The sequence below is a fragment of the Enterococcus sp. FDAARGOS_553 genome (assembly GCF_003812305.1).
GTDB lineage: Bacteria > Bacillota > Bacilli > Lactobacillales > Enterococcaceae > Enterococcus_D > Enterococcus_D gallinarum.
The window spans coordinates 1,783,193-1,796,452 of record NZ_CP033740.1 but is presented as its reverse complement, the minus strand read 5'-3'; the positions used below and the strand labels follow the sequence as shown (position 1 = coordinate 1,796,452).

General features: G+C 41.8%; 10 protein-coding genes. 2 read left to right on the top strand and 8 right to left on the bottom strand.

Annotated elements, in window-relative coordinates; translation table 11 throughout:
• Window positions 1-94: 94 nt before the first annotated feature.
• From EGX73_RS09115 to zapA, 5 genes are all read right to left on the bottom strand, one after another.
• Window positions 95-2,314, bottom strand: coding sequence for a L,D-transpeptidase (locus tag EGX73_RS09115; RefSeq protein ID WP_123866894.1), 2,220 nt, complete (start codon window positions 2,312-2,314; stop codon window positions 95-97).
• A gap of 156 nt (window positions 2,315-2,470) precedes the next feature.
• The gene (gene trxA / locus EGX73_RS09110; protein WP_021149372.1) at window positions 2,471-2,785 is read right to left on the bottom strand and encodes a thioredoxin; all 315 of its coding nucleotides are present in this window, start codon (window positions 2,783-2,785) and stop codon (window positions 2,471-2,473) included.
• Window positions 2,786-2,879: 94 nt separating this feature from the next.
• Window positions 2,880-5,243: an endonuclease MutS2 gene (locus EGX73_RS09105; protein WP_005471799.1), complete on the bottom strand. Its 2,364-nt coding sequence runs from the start codon at window positions 5,241-5,243 to the stop codon at window positions 2,880-2,882.
• A gap of 72 nt (window positions 5,244-5,315) precedes the next feature.
• Window positions 5,316-5,870 (bottom strand): CvpA family protein, encoded by a 555-nt coding sequence (locus tag EGX73_RS09100; protein WP_005471798.1) that lies wholly within the window; start codon window positions 5,868-5,870, stop codon window positions 5,316-5,318.
• Between the two features lie 23 nt (window positions 5,871-5,893).
• Complete coding sequence (gene zapA, locus EGX73_RS09095; RefSeq protein WP_003127539.1) at window positions 5,894-6,334, bottom strand: cell division protein ZapA; 441 nt, start codon at window positions 6,332-6,334, stop codon at window positions 5,894-5,896.
• 205 nt (window positions 6,335-6,539) lie between these two features.
• Here zapA and rnhC point away from each other — a divergent pair, with 205 nt between their 5' ends.
• Entirely contained in the window at window positions 6,540-7,475 is a 936-nt protein-coding gene (gene rnhC, locus EGX73_RS09090) for a ribonuclease HIII (protein WP_003127537.1), read from the top strand.
• 115 nt (window positions 7,476-7,590) lie between these two features.
• Here rnhC and EGX73_RS09085 read toward each other — a convergent pair whose 3' ends face one another.
• The 3 genes from EGX73_RS09085 to EGX73_RS09075 all read right to left on the bottom strand — a co-directional run bounded on the left by EGX73_RS09085 (window position 7,591) and on the right by EGX73_RS09075 (window position 11,294).
• A complete protein-coding gene (locus tag EGX73_RS09085; protein ID WP_086269470.1) occupies window positions 7,591-9,318 on the bottom strand; it encodes an ABC transporter permease/substrate binding protein in 1,728 nt (575 codons plus the stop codon).
• Window positions 9,311-10,522 (bottom strand): glycine betaine/L-proline ABC transporter ATP-binding protein, encoded by a 1,212-nt coding sequence (locus tag EGX73_RS09080; RefSeq protein WP_003127535.1) that lies wholly within the window; start codon window positions 10,520-10,522, stop codon window positions 9,311-9,313. The genes EGX73_RS09085 and EGX73_RS09080 overlap by 8 nt, the downstream gene beginning before the upstream one ends.
• A gap of 118 nt (window positions 10,523-10,640) precedes the next feature.
• Window positions 10,641-11,294 (bottom strand): GntR family transcriptional regulator, encoded by a 654-nt coding sequence (locus tag EGX73_RS09075; RefSeq protein WP_003127534.1) that lies wholly within the window; start codon window positions 11,292-11,294, stop codon window positions 10,641-10,643.
• A gap of 344 nt (window positions 11,295-11,638) precedes the next feature.
• On the opposite strand from EGX73_RS09075, the gene EGX73_RS09070 reads away from it, so the two are divergent.
• Complete coding sequence (locus EGX73_RS09070) at window positions 11,639-13,165, top strand: AMP-binding protein (protein ID WP_003127533.1); 1,527 nt, start codon at window positions 11,639-11,641, stop codon at window positions 13,163-13,165.
• Window positions 13,166-13,260 lie beyond the last annotated feature (95 nt).

Here is a 13,260-nt window from a genome sequence, read left to right as displayed (position 1 = left end):
AACTTTCAACTCTAATTAGTGAAGTGCAAATCAACAACTCTTTTCGCTACAAAAAAACTGCTGCATCCTTATTCAAAGGATGCAGCAGCTAGAATCAGTTAACGATTTTTACGGGAGTGTTGTAAGGCATGTTGTAATAGAACCATTTAGCATCAGGGACTGCTAATCGAATACAGCCATGAGAAGCTCGCTGTCCTAGTTTTTTGCCTTCCACCGAACTAAATGAATTGGTTGACCAAGCAATGCTTGTTGGAACGGTATGGAATAGATAGACACCATGATCTTTGAAAGAACGGTAATAAGCCGCTCCTGAAAAGGCGGAGCCTTTCTCCTGCTGAATTCTAAAATTACCTAACGGTGTCGGCGTAAAAACTGTCCCCGTGGAACAAAGTATGGTATAAATGACTTTGTCGCCTGACTTAATGTAAACTCGCTGCTTACTGATGGACACATGAATGTTTAAATTTTTGACATTTAGCGAGGGGTACTTGCCACCAGTAGTGTACATCCAGAATTTATCATTCACGCTATACGTCTGATTCTCTTTGATCCACCCGATTTTCCCTGCTGGTGAAACCAGATACAGATAATTGCCATCACTCGTTTTGGCTAATTTGGTTGCTTTCGCCATATACCCTTTATAATTACTCTTTTTTCCTAATTTGCTGCTGTTAGGATCAGCAGCATTCAGAAAATTCCCGCTGGCATTGTTGACGATCACATAACGGCTAATATTGCTCTGCGAATGGATTACATGAGTATTTGTGACACCTGTAGCATTGATATAGCCGATCCATGTATTGTTTAAATACAATGAGTAATAGGTCGCACCGTTATAATGCTGATATTTTCCGGTGACTTTGATATTTTTGTTCATATAATTGCCACTCGAAGCTTTCTTCTTAGAAAAATTCAAATCTTGCCACAATGTATAGTTCTTACTTTTCATCCGGATCGTCTTGTTTTCACTCTGCCATATGCCACCTTGATTATTAGCCACAGTAGCGGCTTCAGCATTCAAATAGCCGATCCATTTGCCAGTAGAATCAGACAATGAGTAGTAAGTTGATCCGTTCCAATGTTCATATTTTCCTTTAGCCTGGTAAGTTTTTCCATACAATGAAGAGGTAGTGTTCTTTTTGCTCGACCAGTTAAAATTACCCCAAATTGTATAATTTTTCTTTGTTAGAGTAACATATTTACCGTAAGCCTGGTAAGCTCCCTGTGCATTTGATGTCGTTTTGACACCGGCAGCGTTGATATAACCTAACCACTTGTTCTTATTGTCATACAACGAATAATACGTTGCACCATTAACATGGCTATATTTTCCTGTGGCTTTGACGGTCTTTCCATTCAAAGCAGCTGTCGTTCCTTTTTTGGCTGACCAATCAAAATTTTGCCATAATGTGTAGTTGCCACTGATGATCGTGGCGTATTTTGATTCAGATTGCCATATGCCTCCAGGTGATTTGGCATCCGCGGCTCCTTTGGCATTAATCCAACCAATAAATTGGTTCTTATCCGTGTACAGAGCATAATAGGTCGAGCCGTTTCCGTGTTTGAAACTTTCTTTTACTTGAAACGTTTGTCGATTGATTGTTTTTGTCGTGCCTAACTGTTTATCAAAAAAAATTGACTCCCATAAAGGATAATTGCCACTTTGAACAGTAGCATATTTTTTTTCTGACTGAAACACCCCATCTGCTGTCGTGACAGACTCTGCTTCAACAATACCAATCACGTGATTCTGTTCATCAAGTAGTTCACTATACTTCTTTTTCGTCGCTGTATCTTGGTACTGTTTGACACTTTTATAAACGTGACCCGCAAGTTCAGTAATTGATCCTGTGGCTGTTAGTTGCAATTGATTGAGGGTATATAAAACCTGACGACTATCCATTGCTTGCGACTCCGTTGTAGTCGCTGTGAAAGTGTTGATTTTGACATAGCGATTTGAATTGGCTAATTCCTTAACAGTGATGACTGGATTCGCTTCTGAAGTATCCGTTTCTTCTGTGGAAGAAACAGTTATTTCTGAACTACTTGTAGTTGTTTCCCCAAAGCTATCAGTCGAACTGTTGGTACTCGCTTCGGAAGTTGACGTGTCTATTGTAGACGATGTCGCAGTTGTTGAGTCAGTCGTTTCGGTTGTCGTCCTACTGGTATTGGTGGTTGATTCGGTGACTTGATTGACTGAAGAAGTTCCTGTATCAATTGTTTCCGCGTAGGTCGCACCTGCAGATACAAGCGGTGCACTGACCAAGGAAATGATACAGAGCAGCCGGTACCCCCATCCTCTATTCTTTTTCATTTTTCATCCCCCTTTTCAAATAAAAGCACTCCATAGAAAGTAGACGCTCCCCATATTCACACTTTCATTATACCATTGCAAGAATAAATCCTCGCTTAAAACTACTCAAAAAAAAAGCAGCGATCGCTTAAGATCGCTGCTTACTATAAAATTTTCTTACATGTGGCTTGCTACCATTTCTTTCAATTGATCTTTGGTATGAACACCAACGGCTTTATCTACCACTTGACCATCTTTTTTCAACAATAGCGTAGGGATCGACATGATACCAAATGAAGCTGGCGTTTCAGGATTTTCATCCACATCCATTTTGACGATTTTTAATTCGTCTTCTTCATATTCATTTGCTAATTGTTCCAAGATTGGTGCTTGCATCCGACATGGACCACACCATGTTGCCCAAAAATCAATAAGTACTAAGCCTTTATCGGTTTCTTCTGAAAAAGTTTTATCTGTAATTTCTTTTGCCATATTGTTCGCCTCCATTTGATTGCTAAAAAAAGTATAGCATGTTCACGTGCTTTTTTAAAATCCTCTGCTTACAAAAGGTAAGAAGCCTTAACGATTATTTAAATTTTACGATGGTCGCCCCATTGCCACCTTGATTTGCCGGTGCAAACTCAAAACTTTTGACACTACGATGATTTTTCAAATATTCCGTAATTCCTTGCCGTAATGCCCCCGTCCCTTTTCCGTGAACGATCGTCACTTGTGGGTAACCAGCAAGAATCGCCGCATCGAGATACTGATCAACTTCATTCAATGCCTCTTCATAGCGTTTGCCACGAAGATCCAGCTGATTAGGAACATGCGAAGACTCCGCTGAACGGACGGTATGAACGACGCGCTGCACAGGTTCTTTGACAGGTGCTGCCGGCTGTAGATCTGATTCAGGCAGCGTCATTTTTAAGATTCCCAATTGCACTTGCCATTGTGATTGTCCCATCTTTTTGATCAAAGTTCCTCGCTGACCATAGGAAGTAACTAACACTTCATCGCCGACCTTCAATGTTTTCGCAGCTTTGGCTTTTTGCAAGACCTTGTTCTTTTGCAAATGTTCTTCTTGATGAAGATCAGACAATTTTGTGCGGGCTGCGATCAACTCATGTTCTTTGACATGGCTCTGTCCGCTGCTCAATTGCATGTTGCGGATATCCGAAATGATTTTTTCCGATTCCTCTTTTGCTTCTTCAACGATTTGATTTGCTTTCTTGCGGGCTTTTGCTAGTTCTGCTTCGCGTTCTTCAAAGAAAAAGTTATATGCTTGTTTCAATTCTTTTTGCAGCCGTTCCGCTTCTTCTACATAATGCCGCATTTCCAAATACTCTGTTTCGGTCATCTTGCGCCGGTTTTCTAAGTCGGCGATCATCTCATTCAAGTCCTGACTTTCGCCATCCATGATTTGCTTGGCTTGCTCAATGATCTGGGTGTCCAAGCCCAGACGTTTGGAGATTTCAAAAGCATTACTGCGACCAGGCACACCGATCAGCAAACGATATGTTGGGCTTAGGGTATCGACATCAAACTCCATTGAAGCATTGATGGTATTGGCACGATTGTAACCGTACACTTTCAATTCCGGATAATGAGTCGTCGCCATCACATAGGCAGAGCGTGCACCAAGTTCATCAAGAATAGCAATCGCTAACGCCGCGCCTTCTTGCGGATCAGTCCCAGCTCCCAGTTCATCGAATAAAACTAAACTTGTATGGTCCACTTTTTTGAGAACATCGACGATCGTCGTCATGTGAGAAGAGAAGGTAGATAAACTTTGTTCGATGGATTGCTCATCCCCAATATCAGCAAAAATTTCTTGAAAAATGCCCATTTGGCTCTCTTCATCGACTAAAATCGGCAATCCAGATTGCCCCATGATTTGAAGCAATCCCAGCGTCTTCAAGGTGATTGTTTTCCCACCAGTATTCGGACCGGTAATTACCACCGCTTGATAGTCTTCACCAATAGCAATATCATTCGGTACGACTTTTTCTTGATCGATCAGCGGATGACGTGCTTGTTTGAAAACGACATGATTATCTGTATTGATAGCCGGCACGATTGCCTGCAATTCTTTCCCAAAACGTGCTTTGGCATTCATGAAGTCCATCATCCCGATCACATAGGCGTTGTGCAGAATTTCGCGTTGATAAGGAGCTAGCTCTGCAGAAAGTTCCGCTAAGATTCGTTCAATCTCCGTACGCTCAGCGATTTGATGTTGGCGCAGTCGATTATTCTGATCCACCACTTGTTTTGGTTCAATAAATAATGTCTGCCCAGAAGAACTCTGATCATGCACGACCCCGCCAAACACGCCACGATATTCTTGCTTCACCGGAATCACATAACGCTCATTTCGCATCGTGACAATGGTATCGCTCAAATACTTGGCATTTCCGCCACGTACGAGACTATCTAACGTTTCTCTGATCGTTCGTTCAGAACGACGAATATTTTGTCGAATGACACGTAGCTCTGGAGATGCTTCGTCAGTCAACCGACCGTCTTCATCCACTGCTTCTTTCAGGCGACGGCTAAGCGTGGGCAGCGTTACTAACTGCTTTTCCCATTCATACAGTCGCTCGAACTCGATTTCGCTGTCTGATAGATCTTCAAAGAAACGCTTCAATTCATTGGCTGTCACCAACACTCGACCTACTTGCGCTAATTCTAAACCATTAAGGTCCGCTCCGATTTCGATTCGCTTCATTTGCGGACGAATATTTTCAATTTTTGGTACAGGAATACCGCCCCGCAATCGCTGTACTTTTAACGCATCTTCTGTTTCAGCCAGCCAAGTGGAAATTTGCTGAGCATCTGCTGATGGCGCTAATTGAGCTAATTCTTCTTTCCCTTGGGCGGTCACTAGATACTGCCCAACCAATTGTTTTACTTGATCGAAAGCTAAAACATCAAGAATTTTTTTATTCATAGTCTCACCTACTTTTTCATTTTTTTACTTAAGAAAAAAAGCAGCATGGGTCTAATGACCAGCTGCCTTATACTAACCAATCACATTAGTGATCCACAAACGGTAAAAGTAATCAGAAATGATTGGCGAACTTTCAACGATAAAGTGTGCCGTGCTGCTCTTATCAAACAAATTTTGGATAGTCGCTAAAGGAATCATCGAGAGGATCATAAAAAAGAAATAGATATTCAGGTAAACTAATAGCGTATTCAAGATCCCTGCTACGACCCAATCATAGCCTTTAAAAAAACGCAGACGTTTGAAACGCAGTCCATTTGCAAAAATGCAAATCAATTTTGTCACTAACCAGCCAGCAAAAAGGATCATAATAAAAGCGACAGCTGCATAGTACGCTTTGTCTAGGTCTAGAGCAAGATCTAGGTTATAAAAGACCAACTTTGAGTCTGCGGTCACAGACATATAAGGAACATATAATTCAATTTTTTTTGCCAAAGCTTGGTAATTTGCCACTGCAACTAAAAAAGAAAAAAGGTATCCTAAAACGGAGACCAGCTGCAATGAAGTCCCTCGCCGCGCGCCACCATAAAATGCCGCTAACAAAAGAACCAGAACCAAAAATCCTATCATTTCAGAGTCCTTTCCGCGCCTACTTAACCATGAGCTGCTTTTTCTTGGATTTTGCGCTTACGTTGTTCATTTAATATTTGTTGAGCTTCCACATGATTATGGATCTCCACATCTCCGCGACCTGTCTCATCCAATACTTGGCGCGCTTCAGACTCAATCGCTTCGATTCGCTTAATCCGATTCTCTAGTTCGGTCGCCTTAATCGCTTGACTGCGTAACTCTTCTACCTTATTTTGCAAACTTAATACTTGCTCTTGTTTTTTCAACTGATCAGAAATCGCATTGATTGCTAATAGAATTGCTGCTTGCTCTTTATCGACTTGAGAAGACAGCCCCATGATTTCTGTCAATTGGTCATTGACTAATTTCGTTACCATATCCATATGTTGTTTACTTTCACGCCCAATAATCGTGTAGCTTTGATTGGCGATTACTGCTTTATAACGTTTCTTTTGCTCCGTCATAGGAAAGATTCCTCCCATTGCTGTTCTGTACTATTTTATCACTTTCTGCACGCGTATCGCAAACTCCTACCTATTATACGTGATTTCTAGTGTAATTTCCATGCCAATCGTTTTTTTAGAAAAAGGCTTCGTAAAATTTTTACCTATGGTAGAATCTAAGAAGATGTTCTATTCAGATAACCAGTATGTATATCGGAGGAAGACAATGAGTAATATCGTCATTAAAGTATCTCAAAAAACTATCGCAGAAATGATGAACTTCTATCAGCAAGCGCTGTTGAATAAAAAAGTTCCTTATACCGTGTTTGTTGCCAAAAAAGAACAAACGACCATCACCGCTTATACTTCTGGTAAAGTGATGTTTCAAGGTAGTGGTGCAGAAGCTGAAGCAGCTCGTTGGAGCAATTCTGCCGACTTGTCCAAAACAGCAAATGCGAACAACAAGGCTCCTTCATCCTCCTTGCCTGCTGACTTTTCACAGTGGAGTGTCGTTGGTAGTGATGAAGTTGGCAATGGCAGTTATTTTGGTCCTTTAGTCGTTTGCGCTGTCTATGCCAGTAAAGATCAGCTACCCGCATTGAAAGCATTAGGTGTCAAAGACTCCAAAATGTTGACTGATCCACAAATTCGGGCAATGGCCCCAAAAATAAAAAAACTTGTGCCTTATCAATTACTGACAGTTGAACCAACTAAATACAATGAGATCCAACCTAAATACAACACCGTTCGAATGAAAGTTGCGCTACACAATCAAGCCATTCGGCTACTGTTGCAAAAAATCGCACCAAAAACACCGGATGCTATCTTGATTGATCAATTCACTAGCGAAAAAAATTACCGTACCTATCTAAAATCAGAAAAAAATCAAATCACAGAAAAATTGTTTTTTGCAACAAAAGGGGAGCAATATCATTTAGCAGTGGCTGCGGCCTCCATTCTATGCCGCACTGTTTTTCTGGAGGAACTAGAGAAGGCCTCACAAGAAGTTGGATTACAGCTTCCTTCGGGTGCCGGCAGCAAATCCGATCAGGTCGCTGCTCAGCTTTTGCAAAAAGGCGGAATGCCTTTATTAGCGAAGTATACCAAACTGCATTTCGCCAATACTGAAAAAGCACAAAAAATTGCTGGCTACTATCAGTAGACAGTCAGTAGATAGTGAAAAAAACGAAAGTCTCACACCTGAACTCGGCCACCGAGTCTAGATGCGAAACTTTCTTTTTTTGTTTATTTATCTGATCCTTTCATGCTTCATTGACTTACTTCGTCCAAGCTGCCACTTCTTCTGGGTGATTGGTTACCCAATCTTTTGCAGCATCTTCAGCAGAAGTTCCATCGTTGATTGACAGCATGACTTCTTCCATATCTTCTTGTGTCCAATTGAATTTATCCAGTACTTCATAAACTTCTGGCAGATCATCAGCTAATCCTTGGCGTACCATCGTATTGATACTCTCTGCTTCTCCCATCGTTCCTTCAGGATCATCTAGATATTTCAAATCATATTTTGCAAACATCCAGTGAGGCGACCAGCCAGTGATCACAATGTCTTCTTTATTCTTGATGGCTTGTCCTAACGCCACAGTCATTGCCCCGGAAGAAGATGTCGCCACATTCCAATCAGAAAGATTATCATATGTTGCAACTGTATTTTCAGCAGCAGCGACCACACCTGCACCTGGTTCAATTCCCGTGATCGTTTTTCCTGCCTCATCCGATAGATCTGCGATAGAGTCAACTGCCATGTAGCTAGGAACTGCAATTCCCAGTTTAGCTCCCTCTAAGTTTGGTCCTAGATTTTCTACTTGGTCTTTATATTGTTCATATTGAGCTTGGTGAGTCGAAGGCAACCAGGCAGCTACCATCCCGTCAACTTCGCCTTTAGCCACAGATTCCCACATGATCGCATTGTCTAATGGTGTCGTCTTGACTTCATAGCCCATTTCTTTTAACACTTCAGCTACCACATGAGTGGAAGCCACTTCTGTATCCCATTCGACATATGCTAAGTTGACTGTTCCTTTATTGTCTGAAACACGACCAAAAGCTACAGAAGCACCAATCAGCGCAACAACAGCTGCGGCAGCGATCCCGCCAAAGAGACGTTTTTGCTTGCGGCTTTTCGCGGACACGGCTTTTTTCTTATGAGCGGGTTTATTCAAGTTTTGGGTAAACCGATCCATAATGATCGCTAAGATCACTAATGAAACCCCACTCACAAATCCATTTCCGACTTGTGCCCGCTGCAGTGCAGATAGGACACCTCGTCCAAGACCAGGGGCACCGATCATCGAAGCAATCACTACCATCGAAAGAGCAAGCATCGTGGTTTGATTGACACCTGCTAAAATCGTACTTTTCGCTAATGGCAATTCTAACTTGACCAATTTCTGCCAGCCAGTTCCCCCAAAGGAATCCGAAGCTTCGACTAATTCACGAGAAATTTGACGGATTCCTAAATTAGTCATCCGTACAGTCGGCGGCAATGCAAAAATCACTGAGGCAAAAACCCCTGGTACCATGCCGATCCCAAAGAAAGCGACTGCTGGGATCAGATAGACGAAGCCAGGCATCGTTTGCATGAAATCTAAGATTGGCGTAACGATGCTTTGCGCCTTTTCGCTTTTTGCCATTAAGATTCCGAGGGGAATACCGATAATGATCGATACCAGACTAGAGAGCAGAACCAATGTGACAGTATTCATCAAATCAGTCCACAAACCTTGATTGTAGATAAACAGTAGCCCGACAAATGTAAATGCCGTCAACCCCCATTTTTTACTTGAAACAAAAAATGCAGCGATTGTCAGCAGCAAGATCATGACTAGTGGTGGCACAAAAAGCAAAGTATTAGTCATTCCATCCATCACGAACTGACCAAAAGACTGCAATGCGGAAAAGAGCCCACTAAAAGTTCCTGTTAGCCAATCTGTAAAGGACTCTACCCAATCAGCAACTGGAATCGTTTGTTGAAGAAAATTACCCATTGACGACCACTCCTTCCTCTGTCACTGATGAATCCGTTTCTGCCAGTGCTTCGATCACACTGCCTCGAATAACTACACCGATCAGACGATCATTTTCAACCACCGCTAACGGTGTCGGGGAATCATAAATTAAATTGAAAATATCCGTCACTAGCATATCTTTGTCGATTTTTTGTACATTTTTATCGATGACTTCTTTTAGGGTCAAATTGTTTTTGCGTGCTTCGCGAGCCGACTCGGCTGTCAAACTACCTTTTAGATGACGTTTTTTGTCTACCGCCAGCAACATACTAACTTCCTCTTTACGCATTCGATTTAGCGCAACGCTTGGCCCATCGATTTCGATATTTGTCGTTAGTGCTGGTACCATGATGTTTTGAGCCGTCAAAACTTTCGAGCGATCGACATCTTCGACGAAATCTCTCACATATTGGTTCGCAGGATTGGTCAGAATCTCTTCTCCTGTCCCAATTTGCATGATTTGCCCATCTTTCATCAAAGCGATGCGATCACCAATTCGCAAGGCTTCATTCAAATCATGAGTGATAAAAATAATTGTCTTTTGGACATTGGCTTGTAATTCTAACAACTCATCTTGCATTTCACGACGAATCAACGGATCTAACGCAGAGAATGCTTCGTCCATCAATAAGATCTCTGGATCATTTGCTAATGCTCGCGCCAGACCAACCCGTTGTTGCATCCCACCAGACAGTTGATCAGGATATTGATCCTTGAAAGATAATAGCCCAGAATTAGCTAAAGCTTTTTCAGCTTTGGCTACTCGCTCTTCTTTGGGAACCCCTCGCACCTCTAAGCCATATTCTGTATTCTCAAGAATCGTTCGGTGAGGGAACAAACCAAAGCTTTGGAAAACCATGTTGATCTTATGGCGTCGGACTTCACGTAATTCTTCTTTACTCATCTTCGCAATGTCTTCCCCATCAATATAAATGTCTCCACCGGATGGTTCGATCAACCGATTCAATAAACGGATCAAGGTTGACTTCCCACTACCAGAAAGTCCCATAATCACAAAGATTTCTCCTTCATTGACTTCAAAATTCACATCATAGACGCCAACAGTGGCCCCAGTTTTTTCTAGAATTTCATTCTTGCTGCGTTGTTCTTGAATCATGGCAAACGCTTGTTGCTTCTTCTTGCCAAAGATTTTCGTTAAATGTGCAACTTTAACTTTACTCACTTATACTGACTCCTTTTTCTGAAAAATTTCACGAAAGTGACCATACTATACTAACAGCATGTGGTCACTTTGTCAAAAAAAGATTCCATCTCTTCTTAGAAATGGAATCTTTCGCTCTTCAATTAGCGGAGTCTTGTGGATAAAAAAAGTTCGTCATACGTTGTAGTGCCAACTCATTTCCGACAAAATAAATCGTATTGCCGGCACTAAACTTGGCGTAAGGGCCTGGTGAGAGCAATAACTCTTGTTCCGTTTGGATTGCCACGATGGTTGCTCCCGTTACTTGCCAAATATTCAGCTCGTGGACACTTTTCTCTAAGTGCTGGGCATCTTCTTTCAATAACAATTCAAATGGCAGAAAAGGGCTCATATTATGCACTTTTTTCGTTTGCCGAACCAAAACATTCAATAGTTCCGAAAAATTATCCAGCTCTTGTTGTTGCCGTTCAACGCTTTCTAAAATGTCTTTACGAATCTCTTGGATCGATTGAACATCTTTGTACTGATCCAAAAAAGATTGCGCCTTTTCTTTTGAGGCAATATACGCGCCGCTCCCATGACGGACATCCATGATCCCCAAATCGACCAAGACATTGATTGCTTTACGGGCTGTTTCTGGCGACACATTGAAGTTACTGGCTAATGTCGAACGGGCATGAACCTTTTGTCCAACTTCGTAGCGATTTTCCACGATTCTTTCCGCGATCTCCACAGCGATCTGCTGGTATCGAGGAAGCGAAACATGTTTTTTATTTTGTATCTTTTTGGCCATCAGGATCTTCCTTTGTCTTTTTTTTCATGATAGCAATAAAAAGACATACTGACAACTATCGTCCTGCTGATGTTCGCAATAGAATCTTTTGTTCTAACTATCCTCGGTTGCCCTTGTGCCAATCAAAACATACCAATCGAGTATCACTAATCAAACTTGATTGTCTCAAAATAGCCCTACCCGGCTTGTAAGTCAGTTGATTTAAGACGTTATGTGAAAAAAATCCCAAAGTAACTATTCTTAAAAAAACGCTATGTTAAAATGAACCATAGTTTGAGAAAGGTGACTTTATTAACCATCGAAGTTAACAAAACACCGTCATCAATTTAAAGGAGTGTGTTATTTTGTCTATTTTAGCGTATCAACCATTGAATCTTTATACCAATTACCGCGATGCGGCGGAGGCTTATCCAGACGTCCCAATCATTCATGATGAGATCTTGCCAGCTTTTCCTGAATTGGGTTACCGCAGCACATATCATTCAAGTCATGAAATAATCTTAAAGCGGGCGTATCAACTTGCCCACCTTGGCGTCCAAGCCGGAGATAAAATCATTATCTATAAATCATCAAAATTTGATACGTATCTTTTAGCTACAGCTGCTGCTTATTTAGGCGCTGTCCCAGCAATGATTTCTTATCATTTTCCAGCTTCAACGATCGAAGTCTTTGTTGACCGCTTAGAAGATCCTTATATCCTTTTTGATGAAGAGACAGAAAACCGAGTGGCAGCTGTCAAAAACAGCAGCCCGAACAAGCAGATTGCTGTCCGCAATCTATTGTTGCAACCAGCTGAACCTGTTGGCCAAACCGAATTGCCTCACGATCAAATTTCTTATATGACCCACACCTCAGGCACAACAGGAATACCAAAATTGATTTGTCACTCGGCCAATTCTATGGGGTGGCGGACAAAGTGGCAGCGAACTGTCTTCACAAAAATCGCAGAAACAAAATTAGTGGCGTTCCATATTTCACCGGTTCATTCTCGCTTCAATATTGGGATCTCTTCTTTGATGTCTATGGGCTTTCCAATGATGCCTCTTGCTAGTGCGAATGGTCCTCACGTCGTTCGGATGTTGAAAGAGAATCCACCGATTGCCTTAGAGACACACCCAAATAACTTCGTGCAATGGCGATTCGTTGCAGAAGAACATCCTGAAGCTTTTGCTGGAATACGGTATTATCACTCCACATTCGATGCCATCAATAATCAAACAATGGCAGCTTTCTTACAAACTTCTGCCAATCAAGATGCCATCTTCTTGCAAGTATACGGCCAAAGCGAGTGCGGCCCAATGATCCTGAAAGCACATACGCTAGAAAGTATACAATCAAATGATGCTCGCGATATGGGGATTGGTTTAGGCGATTTGACCAAAGCACGAATCGCAGATGCTGACGGCAATGAGTTGCCTGCAAATACAGACGGACATATCCACTTCCTATCCAAAGGACGGGCATTGACTTATTATAAAGAAGATCAGCGTTTTACTGAGAATGTTTATGGAGATTGGTGGGATAGCGGCGATTATGGCAGCATGAATGAAGAAGGGCATTTATTCTTGAAAGACCGCCAAGTGGATCTGATTGAATCCATCGATAGTAATTTAGCTTTAGAAGATCTGCTTTTAGATACATTGGATTTTCTAGCTGAAGTGGTCATCGTTCGTGACAAAGAAAATTCACCGCAACCGATCATTGCCTTAGCACCAAACCGTGAAATGGATTGGACAGCTTGGTGGCAAGCAGTAGAAGATCTTCCTCGTTTGAATCAGCCAATTCTCTGGGACTTTGAAAAGATCCCTCGTACAGCAACAATGAAAGTTCGCCGTTTGCAAATTGAGAAAGAATTTAAAGAACAGGCTTAGCAACAGGCGCTTGCACGCCCTTTTATCCAAATAACAGCAAAAAGCACCCTCTCTAAAAGCGAGAAGGTGCTTTTTGCTGCTTGATAATTGATCTG

Coding starts and splice junctions, on each gene's coding strand:
- trxA (WP_021149372.1), bottom strand. CDS start 2,785: ATGGCAAAAGAAATTACAGATAAAACTTTTTCAGAAGAAACCGATAAA.
- rnhC (WP_003127537.1), top strand. CDS start 6,540: ATGAGTAATATCGTCATTAAAGTATCTCAAAAAACTATCGCAGAAATG.
- EGX73_RS09105 (WP_005471799.1), bottom strand. CDS start 5,243: ATGAATAAAAAAATTCTTGATGTTTTAGCTTTCGATCAAGTAAAACAA.
- EGX73_RS09115 (WP_123866894.1), bottom strand. CDS start 2,314: ATGAAAAAGAATAGAGGATGGGGGTACCGGCTGCTCTGTATCATTTCC.
- EGX73_RS09075 (WP_003127534.1), bottom strand. CDS start 11,294: ATGGCCAAAAAGATACAAAATAAAAAACATGTTTCGCTTCCTCGATAC.
- EGX73_RS09100 (WP_005471798.1), bottom strand. CDS start 5,870: ATGATAGGATTTTTGGTTCTGGTTCTTTTGTTAGCGGCATTTTATGGT.
- zapA (WP_003127539.1), bottom strand. CDS start 6,334: ATGACGGAGCAAAAGAAACGTTATAAAGCAGTAATCGCCAATCAAAGC.
- EGX73_RS09085 (WP_086269470.1), bottom strand. CDS start 9,318: ATGGGTAATTTTCTTCAACAAACGATTCCAGTTGCTGATTGGGTAGAG.